The organism is Janthinobacterium sp. GW821-FHT03C08, from assembly GCF_059420905.1.
Map to the genome: position 1 here is coordinate 24,907 of NZ_JBWKUP010000018.1, position 16,449 is coordinate 41,355.

Sequence of the window (16,449 nt, forward strand, 5' to 3'; positions counted from 1 at the left end):
TTTTCTCCGTCCCGTCACGTCTGCCGCGCGCCGGCAGTCGCCTGGCCGGCACCGCGTTCCATTCCCCGTTTCTTCCCGTCCATCCCCCGATTTTCGTCCTTCATCGCCGTAATCAACCTGGCAACATGGCTTTCGCCTATCATGTGCTGGCACGTGCACAATTATTATGTTTTCCCTTCATTCAACAACCATGAGGTGTCCATGATTCGCTATGCCCTGCCTGCCCTGTTGTTTGCCAGCGTACTGCCGGCCCATGCCCAAGCCCCAGTCAACGATACGCCGCTGATCGAGCGGGCGAAGATCTTTGGCAATCCCAGCAAGTCCGGCGGGCGCATCAGTCCGGACGGCAAGTGGCTGTCGTGGATCGCGCCGCGCGACGGCGTGCTCAATGTGTGGGTGGCGCCGTCCAGCGACCTGGCGCAGGCGCGTCCGCTGACGGAAGAAAAGGTACGGCCCATCCGCAGCAGCTTCTGGTCGCCCGATTCGACGACCTTGCTGTACATCCAGGACAAGGGCGGCGATGAAAATTTCCTGCTGTATGGCGTGAACGTGGCCACCGGCAAGCAGATCAATTACACGCCCTTCGAGAAGACCCGCGTGCGCGTGATCCAGATCAGCAGCAAGGTCAAGGACCGCATCTTGATCGGCATCAATAACCGTGATGCGCGCTGGCATGACGTCTACAGCCTGGACCTGGCCAGCGGCAAGCTGACCCTGGTGGAGCAGAACGACGGCTATGGCGGCTACCTGGCCGATGAACTGCTCAATCTGCGCATCGCCAGCAAGGCGCGGGCCGACGGCGGCATGCAGTATTTCCGCATCACGCACGGCAAGGTCGAGAGCACGCCGCTGGCGGAAGTGGGCCTGGAAGATTCGCAGACGACGGCGCCGCTGGCCTTTACGGTCGACGGCAAGACCCTGTACTGGACCGATTCGCGCGGCCGCAACACCTCGGCGCTGCTGGCGCAGGACGTGGCCAGCGGCAAGACCACGGTGGTGGCGCAAGACCCGCGCGCCGACATTGCCGATGCGCTGTACGACACGCGCACGGGCCGCGTGCAGGCCTATTCCGTCGATTACCTGCAGCAGGAATACCTGCCGCTGACGGACGAGCTGAAGGCCGACCTGGCCTTCCTGAAGCAACATACCAAGGGCCAGTTCAACGTGACGTCGCGCACGGAAGCGGACGACAAGTGGCTCGTCGGCGTCGACGCCGTCACGGCGCCCGCATCGAGCTGGCTGTATGACCGCAAGAGCAAGAAACTCACGCAGCTGTACGTCACGCGGCCGGAACTGGTCGGCGCGCCGCTGGTGCCCATGTATCCGCAGGAAATCAAGGCGCGCGATGGCCTGACCCTGGTGTCCTACCTGACCCTGCCGCAGGCATCGAAGGCGAATGCCAGCGGCCAGGCCACCCGCGCCGTGCCGATGGTGCTGCTGGTGCACGGCGGTCCCTGGGCGCGCGACACCTACGGCTACAACAGCTATCACCAGTGGCTGGCCAACCGCGGCTACGCCGTGCTGTCGGTGAACTACCGGGGCTCGACGGGTTTCGGTAAGCAATTCATCTCGGCCGGCGACCTGCAGTGGGGCCGCAAGATGCATGACGACCTGCTCGACGCGGTGCAATGGGCCGTGAAGAGCGGCGTGACGACGGCCGACAAGGTGGCCATCATGGGCGGCTCGTATGGCGGTTACGCCACCCTAGCCGGCATGGCGTTCACGCCCACTACCTTCGCCTGCGGCGTCGATATCGTCGGCCCGTCCAACCTGTTCACCTTGTTGCAAACCATCCCGCCCTACTGGGAAGCGGGCAAGCAGCAGTTCTACAAGCGCATGGGCGACCCGACTACGGAAGAGGGCAAGGCGCTGCTGAAGGAGCGCTCGCCGCTGAACTTTGCGCAGAACATCCAGCGCCCGCTGCTGATCGGCCAGGGCGCGAATGACCCGCGCGTGAACGTGGCCGAGTCGGACCAGGTCGTCGCGGCCATGGCGGCGAAGAATATTCCCGTCACCTACGTGCTGTTCCCCGACGAAGGCCATGGCTTTGCCCGGCCCGTCAACAATATCGCCTTCAATGCGGTGACGGAAAACTTCCTCGGCAAATGCCTCGATGGCCGCGCCGAACCGATCGGTGCCACCCTGAAGGCATCGACCGCGCAGGTCAAGCACGGCGCCGAGTTCGCCCCGGGACTGGCAGAGGCCATGCGCTAGAGGTGACGTTGCACGGGCTTGTACGGACTGGACCTGAGCCGTGAACCGGGGCTCGCCAGCAAAACCCGGATGCGGCCGTTATCTGTTGTGACGGAGCAGGCATGGCAGCAGGCCACGGCGGATCGCCGGACCGGGAAGCATTTCCGCTCCGGCGATTTTTTTGCCTGAAACCTACGTCAGCGTCAGGTGCGGGGCAGCGTCCAGCGCCGCCGCCACCTGCAGCAAGGTATCGCCAAAACCGCCCCGCGCCCGGGCCTGGCGGCGTGCGCTGGTGACGACGCGCGGGGCGGCGCTCCAGGCGATGTGCGCGCCGCTGGCCTGCAGCGCGGCCACCATGGCCACGTCTTCGCTGCAGGCCAGGGGCGCGAAGCCGCCGGCGCGCAGGTAGGCGCTGGCGCGCACGCCGAAATTGGCGCCGTGGACATGCCGGTGGCCGTCCGCGTCTGTGTACGTCTGCGCGAAATGCGCGCGCAGGACGCCGGCCCTGTCGCCGTGGGGCGACCAGTCGTCGACCGCCACCGTGCCGCAGACGGCATCGGCGTCCAGTGCCAGCTGGGTGCTCAGCCAGCCGGGCGAGACGCGCGTGTCGGCATCGGTGAAGGCCAGCCAGCGGGCGCCCCGCTGCAGCAGCAGCCGGGCGCCGGCGGCGCGCGCGGCGCCCACGTTGCGCGCCTCGATGGCGATGCAGTCGAGGCGCCAGCGCAGGTCCGCCTGCATGGCGTGCGCCAGCACGATGCGCTGCGACTGGTCGCGGCAGGCGTCGAGGACGATGACGATGCACACCGCTTCGCCCCGCAGCAGGGGGCAGGTGGCGGCGGCGCGCAGGGCGTCGAGGCAGGCGCCCAGGCAGGCTTCCTCGTCATGCACGGGCACCACCACGCCGATCATGCGAAGCCCTCGCGCTGCGCCACCGAGCGCGCGTCGTTCGACCAGATCCCCAGCAGGAAGTCAGTCTCCTCGTGGCGCAGCACGCGGTGCAGGCCGGGGGCATCCTGGAAGGCGGCATGCGCGCGCACGGTCGAGAGAATGCGCTGCGCGAACGGCGCGCGCCAGTGGCACAGGACGATGCTGCCGCCCTGCGCCAGGCTGGCGACGCAGTGCTCGACCACGCGGGCCAGCTCCTGCGGCGACAGGTAATATGCAAGCTCGCTGAGGACGACCAGGTCGAATTTTTCTGCGCCGGGCGCGATGCGCGGCCAGTCCTGCGGCAGCCGGTGCTGCGCGAGGCTGACATTGGCGTCGCATCCCGCGTCGAGCAGGCGCTGGCGCGCCAGCCGCAGCGCTTCGGCAGACAGGTCGGCGGCCAGCACGCGATCGCAGCGGCGCGCCAGTTCCACCGTCAGCTCGCCGTTGCCGCAGCCTGGTTCATACGCGTGGCGGTAGCGCCGCTGCGGCAGGCTGGCCAGCAGCAGGGCGCGCTTGCGCTCCTCGTACCAGCGCTGGCGCACCAGCCACGGATCGGCATCCTGGCAATACAGTTGCTCGAAATAGACGCCGCGCTGGTCGTCCGGGGTGGCCGCTGCGTTCATAAAAAATATACCTCCCAGGCGTGCAGCAGCCGCTGCAGGGCGTCGCCGGCCACGATGGCGGGATGGCCCGTCGACGGGTCGCCCTGCATCTGGCTGGCGAAGCAGCGCAAGGCGGCGCGCTTGCGCCGCAATCTGTCCGCCGACAGCGGCAGGCGGCGCGCGCGGTGCCACGGGATGCGGGCATCGCCCGGCGCGGCCCAGTGCCAGCCCCAGACGGGCATTTCCACCAGCGTGGCGCCGCTGGCCGAGCACGCCGAAGCGCAGGCCCAGCCGCACGCTTCATGGTCCGGGTGGCCGTCCAGGCGCCAGGTGGTCAGCACCCGGTCGCCGGGACGCAGCTGCGCGGCCAGGGTGGCGCTCAGCTCCGGGGTCATGCCGGCGACGCCGCCATCGGGCAGGCCCAGGCGCAGCCAGGCCGGCGGCGCCAGTCCCAGCGTTTGCAGCGCCCGCGCGGATTCCTGCGGACGCACGCGGCGCAGGCGCTCCCGCGGCCACAGCGGCGAGCCGGGATGGCTGGCGTCGCCGTCCGTGACGGCGACGAGCAGCAGCTCGCTGCCCTGTGCCGCCAGCAACTGCAGCAGGCCGCCGCAGGCGAGGATTTCATCGTCGGGATGGGGCGCGACGATGACGGCGCGCGTTCCCGGCGGCACCAGTTCGTCCGCGCCGATGAGGGGCACGTCGTGCATGCCGGCCCAGGCGCGCCAGACGTGGTCCGGCGTGCCGCTGCCTTCGATGGTGCGCGCATGCGCGTCGGGATGGGCGAACATGTCAGAGCGCCCAGGGATGGTCTTCGGCGCCGGCGACGATGCCGCCCAGCACGGCCTGGTCGCGTTCGGCATGGCTCTGCCGCAGGAACACGGGCAGGTCGGCCGCCAGGCGGGCGAAGCGCGCATCGCGGCATAGCGGACCGGCGCCCAGTGCGCGCGTGGCCAGGTGCAGCACCAGGGTGGCCGCGTCTTCCACTGCCAGGCGCAGGCGCAGGGCCAGGCCCATGGCATCGCGCTGCGGATGGCGGTCGATTTCTGCCGCGCCTTCGCGTAGCAGGGCGCCGGCGGCGCGCAGCGCGCAGTCGATCTGGCCCAGTTGCGCCAGGCGCACGGGATCGGGGGCGGCATGCTGGGCGCGCGCATGCAGGTGGCTGGCGATGGCGCAGGCGGCGCCATACCAGGCGGCCGCGATGCCGGCGCCGCCATGCCAGAAGCCGGGCCGCTCCAGGTAGGCGCCCGGCGCGCCGACGGGAAAGACGCGCGCGGCGGAAAACGTCACGTCGACGCTGGCGCAGGCCGCCATGCCCACCGCGTGCCAGCCTTCGTCCGTGACGTGCACGCCGGGCTGCGCCAAGGCCACGGAGGCCAGGCAAGCCTGGCCATCGTCATTCCAGCAGCTGATCAAGGCATGGCTGAGGCTACTGGCCCCGGAACACCAGGCCTTGCGGCCATCGAGCCGGTAGCGGCCGTCGGGCATCTGCTGCAGCTTCACGCGCGCGCCGGGCATTTCCGCGCACCAGACGCCCCAGCTGCTGCCGGCCGGCGCGCCGGGACCGTCGATTTCCGCCAGGATGGCCAGCGCGTCGGTATGGCCTTCGTACAGCTTGAGCAGGGAGAGGTCGATGGCGGCCACGGCGGCCAGCGCCTGCCAGCGCTGCAGGGTGGCGCCATGGCCGGGCAGCGGCAAGCGGTCCAGTCCCGCATCGAGCAGGCGCCGCAAGCCGGCGGCAGGGGAGAAATCATCCTCGTACGGCCGCAGCAGGGCGCTCAGGGCGAGGCTGGACGGCAGGGAAAAGGCGGTGGACGACATGGCAAGCTCCTGTTTTTTCAACAGGATAGCTTTCTACTTTTGCAATGTATGTTCGCTTCTGCACATTCGCGATGCAAGGATGGTGACTGCCGGGGACGCGAGAGGAGGCCGCAGGGCCGGGCTGTCCTGCGGCAGTGGCGGCGCTTACTGTTTTACATACAATGTGTCGGGCACGTAGTCGCTGCCGTTCCAGACGACGGTGTAGAGCTTGTTATTGCTCAACACCATGCCGCCGGCGACGGTGTATGCCTTGTGCATGCCATCGTCGTCGACGCAGGTGGAGCCGCCTTCATGGTCGGTGCACCATTGCTGTTGGTCATTATGTATCACGTATTCCACGCCAGGCCCCGCCACGTTGAAGGTGTAGGCGGGGATGGACAGGGTGAGCTTGTCGATGCGTACGCTGGCTGCGGCGTCGCTGCCGCTCAACTTGATCACGATGTCGGCCACGCCGTCCGGCACCGCGCCGATCTTCGCGCTCAGGGTTTCCGTGGCCAGCACGGGGCCGCTGCAGCCGGCCTTGAGGTAGGTCTCGGTGGTGGGCGTCAGTTCGAGGGCGCCGCTGCCATCGGCTTGCAGCGCGACGACCAGGACCTGGCGCTCATGACCGTCACATGGGGTTTGCCAGGTGCCCACATAGGCCGCCAGGGCGGGCGCGTTGCTGATCGTGCCTGCCATGGAATTGCGTGCTTCGCTGCCATCGCCGCCGCAGCCAGCCAGGAGTGCGCTGCCGGACGTCAACAATATTGCCACTGTTTTTTTCATGCCACATCCCTTTATGTCGGCAAGCATGCGTGCCGTAGGCGCGGGCCCAGTATAGAAGGAGGGATGGGGCGCAATTCTCACCGAATGTCTTCGCGGCTTGATTCTAATCAATATTTTTTTGGCATTGTCCGTATGCTGCCTTGCCGGCCATCGGAGCAGGGGCAGCCAGGCCGGCCGCGCCTGCGCCGGCCTGGCGTGGCATGCGCGCGGTCTAGAACTCTTCCCAGTCGTCGCCGGCCGGCGCCCTGGCCGGCGCGCGTTCGGCGGGGGCGGGCCTGGCGGCGGTCAGGCGCTTGCCGGCGGCGGGTGTTTTTACCGGCGGCACGCGCGGCGGCGCGGCGGGCGCCACTGGCGCCACCGCGGGCGCGGCCACCTGGCGCGCCTGTTCGCCCAGCTTGAATACGCTGACCACGTCGGCCAGGTGGCTGGCCTGGTCTTGCAGGCTTTCGGCGGCCGCCGCCGCTTCCTCGACGAGGGCGGCGTTTTGCTGCGTCACGCCATCCATCTGCGCCAGCGCCTGGTTGACCTGGGCGATACCGTCGCTTTGCTCGGTGGTGGCGACGCTGATGTCGGCCATGATGGCGGTGACCTTGCGCACGCTGTCGACCACCTGTTCCATGGTGGCGCCCGCTTCATCGACGAGCTTGCTGCCAGCGGCCACCTTGCCGACGGAATCGTCGATCAGCAGCTTGATTTCCTTGGCCGCCGCCGCCGAGCGCTGCGCCAGATTGCGCACTTCCGTCGCCACGACGGCGAAGCCGCGCCCCTGTTCGCCCGCGCGCGCCGCTTCCACGGCCGCGTTCAGGGCCAGGATATTCGTCTGGAAGGCGATGCCGTCGATGACGCTGATGATGTCGACGATCTTGTTCGACGAGTCATTGATCGAGGTCATGGTTTCGATCACCTTGCCCACCACTTCGCCGCTTTTCTGGGCCACGCTCGAGGCGGACGCTGCCAGCTGGTTCGCCTGGCGCGCATGGTCGGCGTTTTCCTTCACCGTGCCCGTCAGTTCTTCCACGGAGGCGGCCGTTTCTTCCAGGGAACTGGCTTGCTGTTCCGTGCGGGCCGACAGGTCGTTATTGCCTTGCGCAATTTCCGCGCTGGCACGGGCCACATTGTCGGCGCTGGCCTGCACTTGCAGCAGCACGGCGTGGATCTTTTCCACGAACTGGTTGAAGCCCTTGCCGATGACGGCCAGCTCGTCCGTGCCCTTGACTTCCAGCTTGACGCGCAGGTCCGCGTCGCCGCTGGACAGGTCCGTCATGGTGCGGCCCAGGGTGCGCAGGGGGCGCGTCAGCTGGTTGACGACGAGGATCAGGATGCCGGCCGTGGCCGCCGCGCACAGCAGGGCGACGATGAGGGTGTAGGTCATCAGCTCGCGCGCCGAGGCGGTGGCCACGCTTTTCGGGAAGTTCAGTTCCACGCTCCACGGCGCGATGTCAGGGTGGATCTGCAGCGGCTGCAGCAGGTGGATGTAGCCCTTGTCGTCCTCGTATTCATACGGCTGGCCCTGGCGCACCTTGTCCAGGCCGGCGGCCGGCACGTCGTCGGCCTTCTTGCCCAGGCGCTCGGGCACGGGGTGGCTGGCATACAGGCCGCCGTTCGAAATCAGGGCCAGCTTGCCGCCCTCGATGACTTTCAGGTCGGCGAGAATCTTCGCCAGGCGCGTGAGCATGAAGTCGGCGCTGGCCGTGCCCTTGAAGCTGCCGTCGATCATGATGGGCGCCACCAGCGAGGCCATCAGCACATTCTTGCCGTCGACGGGGTAGATGTACGGCTCCGTAAAATACGTCTTGCCCGTGCGCTTGGGCACGTCATACCAGTCGTTGGCGCCCGGTTTCGGGTCGAAGACGATGGGTTCGACCTGCAGCTTGCCGCCGGCGCCCCGCGTCCAGTAGGGCATGAAGCGGCCGCTGGCGTCGTAATTCGGCTTCTGGTTGGCGAATTCCGCATCCTTGCCGTCGAGCGCGTTCGGCTCCCACGTCACGGCCGAACCGAGCAAGTCTTCTGAGCTGGTCAGGGTGGCCTTCGTCAGTTCGTTGATCTGCTCGCGCTGCAGGGGCAGGTTCGCGCTTTTCGTGCCGCGCATGGCGCCGGCCAGGCTGGAGACGCTGGACAGGTTGCTGGCGATGCGCGCCTGCAGGGCGCCGGCCACTTCGCGCGCCGACGTGCGCGCCAGGTCCAGGGCGGCCGCCTCGGCGCTGGCGCTGCTCTTGTAGCCGATCACGGCGGCCGTGACGCCCAGGCTGAGGACGGCCAGCGCGGTGGCGGCGACGCAGATTTTACTGTTCAGTGAGAGTTGCATGATGCTGTTCCTTGGTAGGGAGGGATATCGGTGTCATGGGCGGCGCGGCTGGCGTGCTCAGAAAGTCTTGCTGACGGCCAGCACGAAGGTGGCCGCGGCCGGGTTCGAGATGTCGAACTTGCCGGCCGCATCCGGGATGCCCAGCGTGTAATGGTCGTAGGCGTCGGTGGCGCCCCAGGCGCGCGTCACGGCGCCGCTCAGGCTCCAGCCGCCGTCGAAGGTACGCGTGACGCCGGCCTTGGCGTCGTGCCAGTTCCACATGGCGTTGCCGGCGCCCGCCACGCGGCCATTGCCGGCGTGCAAGTTCAGGGTCCAGGCATGGCCCAGGTCGACATTCGCGCCCACGTCCAGGTAGCCCGTGCCGCGCGCATTGACGATGCCGAAGAAATCGCGCGTCACCGTGCGGTTGTACTTGGCGTACAGCATCTTGTAGCTGAGGCCCAGCGACAGTTCGCCATAGTCGTACTTGACGCCCGTGGCGCGGTAGACGGCGCCCGGATACTTGTAGTAATACGCCAGCACGCTGTAGCCCAACTCACCTACCGTGCCGCCGTAGCCGCCGTAGATATCCCACTCGACGGTGGCGTCCTGGATGTAGCGGTCGCTGACGGTGGAAGCCCAGGTGCCCAGCGACCAGCCGCTCGGGTGTGCGTAGTCGGCGCCCGCCTGCAGGGCGGGCTTGCCCCAGGTCTGGCGAAAGCCGCGCGAGATGTATTGCGAGGCGAGGGTGGCATTGGCGCTGACGGTGGCGGCGCCATCGCCGGATGGTGCCGTTTGCCCGTGCGCGGCCGGGGCGGCCAGCGCGGCGCAGCCCAGCAGGGTAATGAAAAGGGGGTACATGATCGCTCGCATGGCAGTCGGCTCCGTATTTGCTGGCAGCGGCTGTCGCAGCGCGCTGTCCTGGTGGTTGCAACGGCGGAAAGGACTTGGGTCAGGGCCGGAAGGTGATGGCGTCATGCACGCCGGGCGGCCGGCAGGCGGCCGCGAGAACATGCACACATTCTCACCAAACGTAACTGAAAGGATAGAGGCTGGGACTAGCGCAAGTCAACAAAGTTGCGACAAGGAAATTGTAAGTTGTTGTTTAGCTGCACTTTTTCATGCGCTTGTCACAATCGGCGGTGCGCCGCGGCATGCGGCCTGGCGCAAGGCGGCCAGCAGGCCGGGCAGGGCGGCGAGCAGGACGGCCAGGTTCGCTTCCTCCAGGTCCGCCTGCGCTTCCACGGCGCCCGAAGGCTGGCCCCAGACCACTTTGGCGTCCAGCCGGGCGCTGGCGTCGAGACCGGCAACGCTGACGATCAGGGCGACCTCTTCCGGCTGGTCGTCGGGAATATTGTCAAGCAGGCAGGAAATGCCGAAGTGGTACGCCAGGAAGGCATCGGCCGTGCCGCTGGAAAAGGCGAACACGGAGGCCAGCAGCTGCGGCGCGCCTGCGGTGAGTTGCGGCAGCGCCGCGCGGAACAGGGGCAGCAAGGCATTTTCCAGCTGGACGACCAGCGGGTGGGTATGGCTCAGGACGGTCATGGCAGGATGAAATCAATGGCGGCGCGCGATGGTAGCAGTTTTCGCCGCCGCCGTGGCCCGCCGCCGGCGCGGCTGCCATTGGTCCTACCAGTGGCTTCAGTCGTCGTGGGCCACACGCGCGCGCACGAAGTCGATATGGCTTTGCATGGCCGTGCGCGCTTCTTCCGGCTGCTGTGCGCAGATGGCCTCGCACAGGGTGCGGTGCTGCGACAGCAACTGCTGCGAGGTGGCGTCGTCCTGCTGGCGCAAGCCCGTGCCGTTGAGCGTGATGTGTTCGCGCAGCATGCCGATGATACTGGTGTGCAAGTGCAAGAACATGGTGTTGTGCGACGCCTGTGCGATGGTTTCATGCAGGCGCGCATCGGCCAGCGCCTCGCCGTGCTTGTCGTCGTCCGCGCGCGTGCGCTCCAGTTCCACCAGCAGATCCATGATGTGCGTTCGCTCGCCCGGGCTGGCCCGCTGCGCGGCAAAGTAGGCCGTCGCCCCTTCCAGCACGCGGCGAAATTCCAGGATGTCGTCGCGCAGGGCGGGGTGGTCTGCCACCAGCTGGCTCCACGGCGAAGCCATGCCCGTACGCAATTGATCCGTGACAAACACGCCGGCCCCGCGCCGGCTGCGCACGAGGCCGCGCGCCGCCAGGCGCTGCACCGCTTCGCGCACGGTATTGCGCGAGACCCCGTATTGCTGCGCCAGCAGGCGCTCGGCCGGCAATTGCGCGCCCGCCGGCAAGCTGCCGTCCAGCAGGGCCGTTTCCAGCCTGCGCATCACCGTCTCGACCCTGCCCCGCGTCTGCATGCCTGTCGCCATCGTCTCGCCTGTTGTTTTAAAGTGGTCCGAGCAATTTGAAGTGATTCCCGGAAGCTGGAATTATGCGTGAACCAGTCATTCTTAACAACACACAGCGGCGCCGCAGCAGCACGCAGAGCGCCGGGAGACACCGTCATGCAGCCAGACCCGCGCCAGCCACGTCACATACCACGCCGCTATCCGCCCGCACCGCTCCAGGTGTACCTGTTCGCCACCTGCCTGGTCGACCTGTTCGTGCCGCAGGCGGGGCTCGATGCCGTGCGCCTGCTGGAACGGGAAGGCTTGCTGGTGCATTATCCGCGCGGCCAGAGCTGCTGCGGCCAGCCCGCCTACAGCAGCGGCAATCCCGAGCAGGCGCGCGCCGTGGCCCGCGCCCAGCTCGACCTGTTTGCGCAGCCCTGGCCCGTCATCGTGCCGTCCGGCTCCTGCGCCGGCATGATGCGCCACCACTGGCCGCAGCTGTTCCAGGATGACCCGGTGGCCGGCCCCAAGGCGGTCGAGTTGGCCGAACGCGTGTATGAGCTGAGCGAATTTCTCGTTTGCGTGCTGAAGCTCGACCTGGCCGCCATGGCCGCTTCCGCCCAGGCGGATGAAAGCGTGGTGCTGCATACCTCGTGCGGCGCGCGCCGCGAAATGGGCACGCGGGTGCACGGCGTGGCCCTGGTCGACGCCTTGCCTGGCGTGACGCGCATCGAGCATCAGCGCGAATCGGAATGCTGCGGCTTCGGCGGCACGTTCTCACTGAAACACCCGGATATTTCCGGCGCCATGGTCAGCGACAAGATCGCCTCGGCCTGCGCCACGGGCTGCGACCGGCTCGTCTCGGCCGACTGCGGCTGCCTGCTCAATATCGGCCACGCCGCCCGGCACCAGGGCGCGCCGCTGCCCGTCGAGCACCTGGCCAGCTTCCTGTGGCGCCGCACGGGAGGTGCGCCATGAGTACGACATTGACTGCCCGCGAACGCATGCTGGGACGCCTGCGCGCAGCAAAGCCCTCCGCCCCCGAAGCGGTGGAGTTCATCGATACGGCCATCGACAACCATTACCAGGCCCGTCGCGCCGCCGCGCCGCTGCCGGCGCGCGCCAGGATAGCGGCCATGCAGGCAGCCCTGCGCGCGGCGCATGCGGAAGTCGATTGCGTGAGCAGTGACGCCTGGCCCGCCCTGCTGGCGCAGCGCCTCGGCGCGCACGGCGTGCACCGCCTGCTGGTGGATACTGCCAGCGCCGAAGGGCGCGCCTTGCGCGCCGCCTTGCCGCAGGGCGTGTCAGCGCTGTCTTTTGAGCGTCCGCTGGCGCAGTGGAAGGGGGAATTGTTCGACACCGTCGACGCGGGGTTGACCGTCGCGCGTTCCGGCATCGCCGCCACCGGCACCCTCGTCATCGCGCCCGACGCGGCAGCGCCGCGCACGGTGTCGCTGGCGCCGCCCCTGCACGTCTGTCTCGTGTATGCGAGCAGCCTGCACGTGGACTTGCACGCGGCGGCGCGCGCCGAGCGCTGGGCCGATGGCATGCCATCGAATCTGGTGCTGGTGTCGGGTCCCTCGAAAACCTCGGACATCCAGCAAACCCTGGCCTATGGCGCGCACGGCCCGCGCTGGCTGTGGGTGCTGATCGTTGATGATTTGACTGCCCAGGAAGGAGGCCAGCCATGAACGCCAAGCCCTTGCAATTCGTCAAGCCGGCCGACTTCCATGCGCGCGCCCGCGCCGCGCTGGACGACCCGAAGCTGCGCCAGAGCTTTCGCGGCGCCATGGATTTTTTGCAGGACAAGCGCACGGCGCAATTCTCCGACGGCGACGAGCTGGAGCGCCTGCGCGACATCGGCGAGGCCGTGCGCCGGCACGCGCTGGCGCGCCTGCCCGATCTGCTGGTGCAGCTGGAAGAGCGGCTGACGGCGGCCGGCGTGCAGGTGCACTGGGCCGAGGATGGCGAGCAGGCCAACGCCATCATCCACGCCATCGCACAGCGCAATCAGGCGACGCGCTGCATCAAGGGCAAGTCGATGGCCAGCGAGGAAATCGAGCTCAATCACTACCTGGAAGCGCGCGGCATGACTTGCCTGGAGTCGGACATGGGCGAATACATCGTCCAGCTGGCAGGCGAAAAGCCGTCGCACATCGTCATGCCGGCCATTCACAAGACCAAGGCGGACATCGCCGGCCTGTTCGCCGAGCACATCCCCGACGCGCCCTACACGGAAGACGTCGATAGCCTGATCCAGACGGGCCGGCGCGCCCTGCGCCAGGCCTTCGTCGAGGCGGACATCGGCCTGTCCGGCGTGAACTTCGCGGCGGCCGACACGGGCACCCTGTGGCTGGTGGAAAACGAGGGCAATGGCCGGCTGACGACGTCCGTGCCGGAGGTGCACATCGCCATCATGGGCATGGAAAAAGTGGTCGCCAAGCTGGAACACATCGTGCCGCTGGCCAGCCTCTTGACGCGCTCCGCCACCGGGCAAGCCATCACCACGTATTTCAACCTGATTTCCGGCCCGCGCCGGGCGGGTGAGCTCGATGGGCCGCGCGAAGTGCACCTGGTGCTGCTCGATAACGGCCGCAGCCAGGCCTACGCGGACGAACAACTGCGCGCCACCCTGCAATGCATACGCTGCGGCGCCTGCATGAACCACTGCCCCGTCTACACGCGCATCGGCGGTCACGCCTATGGCACCACGTATCCGGGGCCGATCGGCAAGATCATCTCGCCCCATTTGCTGGGGCTGGACGCGACGGCGGACCTGGCCACGGCGTCCAGCCTGTGCGGCGCCTGCGGCGAAGTGTGCCCCGTGCGCATCCCGATACCGCAATTGCTGGTGCGCCTGCGCACGGAAGCGAACCGCAATCCGGCAGAGCAGGTGGCGCATCCGCTGCGCGGGCAGGGCGCCAAATTCAGCCGGGGCGAAAGCCTGATCTGGCGCTTCTGGAGCGGCGCCTTCGCGCGCCCCGTCAGCTACCGTTTGTTCCGCTGGGCCGCCACGCGGCTGCGCAGGCTCACGCCTGGCCAGCAGCTGGGCTGGACGCAGCACCGCGAGCCTTTAAAACCGGCGCCGCACAGCCTGGCCGACCTGCTCGATGCAAGGGGGCAGGCGGAATAGCCAGGCCCCGCAAGCCCGTAAAAAACACGCTGCACACAATTACATCAAAAGCCGTTTTTTCACTCAACCCGCATCCACCGGAGGAGACCCGACATGCACACCTGGACCCAACTTTACACCCCGCTCGGCAGCCTGTGGCTGTCGTCGCTGGCGGCAGCCGTTCCCATCATTTTCTTCTTCATCGCCCTGGCGGCGCTGCGCATCAAGGGCCACGTGGCGGCCGCCGTCACCCTGGCGCTGGCACTGGCCGTGGCCATCTTCGCTTACGGCATGCCCGTGCCGCAGGCGCTGGCGGCGGCCGGCTACGGTTTTGCGTATGGCTTGTGGCCCATCGCCTGGATCATCGTCACGGCCGTCTTCCTGTATAAAATCGTCGTCAAGACGGGGCAGATCGAGATCATCCGTGCCTCCGTGCTGTCGGTGACGGATGACCAGCGCCTGCAGGTGCTGCTGATCGGCTTTGCCTTCGGCGCCTTCCTGGAAGGGGCGGCCGGCTTCGGCGCGCCCGTGGCCATCACCTCGGCGCTGCTGGTGGGCCTGGGATTCAACCCCCTGTATGCGGCGGGCCTGTGCCTGATCGCCAATACGGCGCCCGTGGCTTTTGGCGCCATGGGCATCCCCATCATCGTGGCGGGGCAGGTGACGGGCATCGACCCCTTCCTGATCGGCGCCATGGCGGGCCGCCAGCTGCCCCTGCTGTCGCTGCTGGTGCCGTTCTGGCTGGTGTTCATGATGGATGGCTTGCGCGGCGTGCGCGAAGTGTGGCCGGCCGCCCTGGTGACGGGTTTCAGTTTTGCCGTGACCCAGTACTTCACGTCGAACCATATCGGCCCCGAACTGCCGGACATCACCTCGGCCCTCGTCAGCCTGGTGTCGCTGACCCTGTTCCTGAAGGTGTGGCAGCCGAAGAACGCGAAAGTGGCCCATGCCGTCGGCGGCGGCACGGCCGCGCTGTCCGGTTTTGGCGGCGCGGGCGGTGCCTCGGACCTGCGCGGCGCCGGCAACCGCGCCGCCTCGCCCTACACGACGGCGCAGACCATGCGCGCCTGGGCGCCGTTCGGCCTGCTGACGGCCATCGTCACCGTGTGGAGCCTGCCCGGCTTCAAGGCCCTGTTTGCGGCCGGCGGCGCCTTGTCTGGCCTGGTGATCAAGATCCACGTGCCCTACCTTGACCAGCTGGTGATGAAGACCATGCCCATCGTGGCCGCGCCGAAGGCATATGAGGCCGTGTTCAAGCTCGATCTGCTGTCGGCCGTGGGCACGGCGATCCTGCTGACGGCCGTGCTGTCGATGCTAATGCTGCGCATGAAGCCGCGCGATGGCGCCAGGGCCTTCGTGGAAACCATGGTGGAATTGCGCCGCCCCGTGCTGTCGATCGGCCTCGTGCTGGCGTTTGCCTTCGTGGCCAATTACTCGGGCATGTCGTCCACGCTGGCCCTGCTGCTGGCCGGCAGCGGCGCCGCCTTCCCCTTCTTCTCGCCCTTCCTCGGCTGGCTGGGCGTCTTCCTGACGGGCTCCGACACGTCCTCGAACGCCCTGTTCTGCTCCTTGCAAAACACGACGGCGCACCAGATCGGCGTGTCCGACACCTTGCTGGTGGCGGCCAATACGACGGGCGGCGTGACGGCGAAGATGATCTCGCCCCAGTCGATCGCCGTCGCGTGTGCCGCGACTGGCCTGGTGGGCAAGGAATCGGACCTGTTCCGCTTTACCCTGAAGCACAGCCTGCTGTTTGCCATCATCATCGGCGTGATCACCATGCTGCAGGCGTACGTGTTGACGGGCATGATTCCGCGTTGAGGCCAGTGCGTAGAAGTACGTAGTAAAACTAGATGATTTTCCAGTAAAACGTGCAGAAGGTCATGAAAATGACCTGACGCACTGCAGCATGCCGAGGATGGCCTGGCGCAATGCCGGGTCGGCGGCGATGCCTTCCGCATCGAGTCCCGACCCCAGCAGGGGCAGGCTGATGCAGGCATCGTCGATGAGGCGCGCCGACATGGTGCCGACCGTTTCGCGCAGGGCCGCCTGCGCATGCGTGGCGCGCGGCGAGGCGTTCAGCAGCACCAGCGGCTTGTCGATAAACGATTCATTTCCCACCATCCAGTCCAGCGCATTCTTCATGGGGCCGCTCACGCCGTGCGCGTATTCGGGACTGGCCAGCATCAGCACGTCGGCCGCCAGGATGGCGTCGCGCAGGCCCGTCACGGACGGCAGGCTGTCGGCGTCGAGGTCGGGATTGAATAGCGGCAGGTCGCCGAGCCCCTGATAAATGCGGATGTCGAATGACGCCGGGGCAAGCTTGGCGATGGCGCGCAGCAGGGCGGTGTTCAGGGAGGCGGCGCGCAGGCTGCCGGCGATGGCGAGGATGGAGAGAAGTGTGTGCATCCCGCCTGTATAGCCCATCCCGTGCT

At 67.6% G+C, this 16,449-nt stretch carries 15 protein-coding genes; 5 read left to right on the forward strand and 10 right to left on the reverse strand.

Features of this window, described 5'->3' with window-relative positions; translation table 11 throughout:
- Positions 1–201: 201 nt before the first annotated feature.
- Entirely contained in the window at positions 202–2,214 is a 2,013-nt protein-coding gene (locus AC07VL_RS23000; protein WP_494807909.1) for a S9 family peptidase, read from the forward strand.
- A gap of 171 nt (positions 2,215–2,385) precedes the next feature.
- On the opposite strand, the gene AC07VL_RS23005 is transcribed toward AC07VL_RS23000, so the two are convergent.
- From AC07VL_RS23005 to AC07VL_RS23045, 9 genes are all read right to left on the reverse strand, one after another.
- Entirely contained in the window at positions 2,386–3,102 is a 717-nt protein-coding gene (locus AC07VL_RS23005) for a glycosyltransferase family 2 protein (RefSeq protein ID WP_494807910.1), read from the reverse strand.
- Entirely contained in the window at positions 3,099–3,743 is a 645-nt protein-coding gene (locus AC07VL_RS23010) for a class I SAM-dependent methyltransferase (protein ID WP_494807911.1), read from the reverse strand. The genes AC07VL_RS23005 and AC07VL_RS23010 overlap by 4 nt, the downstream gene beginning before the upstream one ends.
- The gene (locus AC07VL_RS23015) at positions 3,740–4,510 is read right to left on the reverse strand and encodes a PIG-L deacetylase family protein (protein ID WP_494807912.1); all 771 of its coding nucleotides are present in this window, start codon (positions 4,508–4,510) and stop codon (positions 3,740–3,742) included. The genes AC07VL_RS23010 and AC07VL_RS23015 overlap by 4 nt, the downstream gene beginning before the upstream one ends.
- A gap of 1 nt (position 4,511) precedes the next feature.
- Positions 4,512–5,540 carry an acyl-CoA dehydrogenase family protein gene (locus AC07VL_RS23020; protein WP_494807913.1) on the reverse strand — a complete coding sequence of 343 codons (1,029 nt, stop codon included), beginning with the start codon at positions 5,538–5,540 and terminating at the stop codon, positions 4,512–4,514.
- Between the two features lie 144 nt (positions 5,541–5,684).
- On the reverse strand, positions 5,685–6,305 hold the full coding sequence (locus AC07VL_RS23025; RefSeq protein WP_494807914.1) for a hypothetical protein: 621 nt from the start codon (positions 6,303–6,305) through the stop codon (positions 5,685–5,687).
- A gap of 211 nt (positions 6,306–6,516) precedes the next feature.
- Positions 6,517–8,610 (reverse strand): methyl-accepting chemotaxis protein, encoded by a 2,094-nt coding sequence (locus tag AC07VL_RS23030; RefSeq protein WP_494807915.1) that lies wholly within the window; start codon positions 8,608–8,610, stop codon positions 6,517–6,519.
- Between the two features lie 57 nt (positions 8,611–8,667).
- On the reverse strand, positions 8,668–9,450 hold the full coding sequence (locus AC07VL_RS23035) for a TorF family putative porin (RefSeq protein WP_494807916.1): 783 nt from the start codon (positions 9,448–9,450) through the stop codon (positions 8,668–8,670).
- Positions 9,451–9,708: 258 nt separating this feature from the next.
- Positions 9,709–10,134, reverse strand: a complete 426-nt coding sequence (locus AC07VL_RS23040) for a hypothetical protein (protein WP_494807917.1) — start codon at positions 10,132–10,134, stop codon at positions 9,709–9,711.
- A 96-nt stretch (positions 10,135–10,230) separates the two neighbouring features.
- On the reverse strand, positions 10,231–10,941 hold the full coding sequence (locus AC07VL_RS23045; protein ID WP_494807918.1) for a FadR/GntR family transcriptional regulator: 711 nt from the start codon (positions 10,939–10,941) through the stop codon (positions 10,231–10,233).
- Positions 10,942–11,076: 135 nt separating this feature from the next.
- Between AC07VL_RS23045 and AC07VL_RS23050 the strand changes: the two genes are divergently transcribed.
- The 4 genes from AC07VL_RS23050 to AC07VL_RS23065 all read left to right on the forward strand — a co-directional run bounded on the left by AC07VL_RS23050 (position 11,077) and on the right by AC07VL_RS23065 (position 15,835).
- Positions 11,077–11,880 (forward strand): (Fe-S)-binding protein, encoded by an 804-nt coding sequence (locus tag AC07VL_RS23050; RefSeq protein WP_494807919.1) that lies wholly within the window; start codon positions 11,077–11,079, stop codon positions 11,878–11,880.
- Entirely contained in the window at positions 11,877–12,593 is a 717-nt protein-coding gene (locus AC07VL_RS23055) for a LutC/YkgG family protein (RefSeq protein ID WP_494807920.1), read from the forward strand. Before AC07VL_RS23050 ends, AC07VL_RS23055 begins: the two co-directional genes overlap by 4 nt.
- Positions 12,590–14,035 carry a LutB/LldF family L-lactate oxidation iron-sulfur protein gene (locus tag AC07VL_RS23060; RefSeq protein ID WP_494807921.1) on the forward strand — a complete coding sequence of 482 codons (1,446 nt, stop codon included), beginning with the start codon at positions 12,590–12,592 and terminating at the stop codon, positions 14,033–14,035. Before AC07VL_RS23055 ends, AC07VL_RS23060 begins: the two co-directional genes overlap by 4 nt.
- Positions 14,036–14,128: 93 nt before the next feature.
- Entirely contained in the window at positions 14,129–15,835 is a 1,707-nt protein-coding gene (locus AC07VL_RS23065; RefSeq protein ID WP_494807922.1) for a lactate permease LctP family transporter, read from the forward strand.
- A 60-nt stretch (positions 15,836–15,895) separates the two neighbouring features.
- Here the strand turns inward: AC07VL_RS23065 and AC07VL_RS23070 are convergent, their stop codons facing one another.
- Entirely contained in the window at positions 15,896–16,423 is a 528-nt protein-coding gene (locus AC07VL_RS23070) for an NADPH-dependent FMN reductase (protein ID WP_494807923.1), read from the reverse strand.
- Positions 16,424–16,449: the final 26 nt, after the last annotated feature.

Bases quoted from the DNA above. Each gene is read 5' to 3' on its own strand.
- AC07VL_RS23000 (WP_494807909.1), top strand. From the start codon at position 202: ATGATTCGCTATGCCCTGCCTGCCCTGTTGTTTGCCAGCGTACTGCCG.
- AC07VL_RS23005 (WP_494807910.1), bottom strand. From the start codon at position 3,102: ATGATCGGCGTGGTGGTGCCCGTGCATGACGAGGAAGCCTGCCTGGGC.
- AC07VL_RS23010 (WP_494807911.1), bottom strand. From the start codon at position 3,743: ATGAACGCAGCGGCCACCCCGGACGACCAGCGCGGCGTCTATTTCGAG.
- AC07VL_RS23015 (WP_494807912.1), bottom strand. From the start codon at position 4,510: ATGTTCGCCCATCCCGACGCGCATGCGCGCACCATCGAAGGCAGCGGC.
- AC07VL_RS23020 (WP_494807913.1), bottom strand. From the start codon at position 5,540: ATGTCGTCCACCGCCTTTTCCCTGCCGTCCAGCCTCGCCCTGAGCGCC.
- AC07VL_RS23025 (WP_494807914.1), bottom strand. From the start codon at position 6,305: ATGAAAAAAACAGTGGCAATATTGTTGACGTCCGGCAGCGCACTCCTG.
- AC07VL_RS23030 (WP_494807915.1), bottom strand. From the start codon at position 8,610: ATGCAACTCTCACTGAACAGTAAAATCTGCGTCGCCGCCACCGCGCTG.
- AC07VL_RS23035 (WP_494807916.1), bottom strand. From the start codon at position 9,450: ATGTACCCCCTTTTCATTACCCTGCTGGGCTGCGCCGCGCTGGCCGCC.
- AC07VL_RS23040 (WP_494807917.1), bottom strand. From the start codon at position 10,134: ATGACCGTCCTGAGCCATACCCACCCGCTGGTCGTCCAGCTGGAAAAT.
- AC07VL_RS23045 (WP_494807918.1), bottom strand. From the start codon at position 10,941: ATGGCGACAGGCATGCAGACGCGGGGCAGGGTCGAGACGGTGATGCGC.
- AC07VL_RS23050 (WP_494807919.1), top strand. From the start codon at position 11,077: ATGCAGCCAGACCCGCGCCAGCCACGTCACATACCACGCCGCTATCCG.
- AC07VL_RS23055 (WP_494807920.1), top strand. From the start codon at position 11,877: ATGAGTACGACATTGACTGCCCGCGAACGCATGCTGGGACGCCTGCGC.
- AC07VL_RS23060 (WP_494807921.1), top strand. From the start codon at position 12,590: ATGAACGCCAAGCCCTTGCAATTCGTCAAGCCGGCCGACTTCCATGCG.
- AC07VL_RS23065 (WP_494807922.1), top strand. From the start codon at position 14,129: ATGCACACCTGGACCCAACTTTACACCCCGCTCGGCAGCCTGTGGCTG.
- AC07VL_RS23070 (WP_494807923.1), bottom strand. From the start codon at position 16,423: ATGCACACACTTCTCTCCATCCTCGCCATCGCCGGCAGCCTGCGCGCC.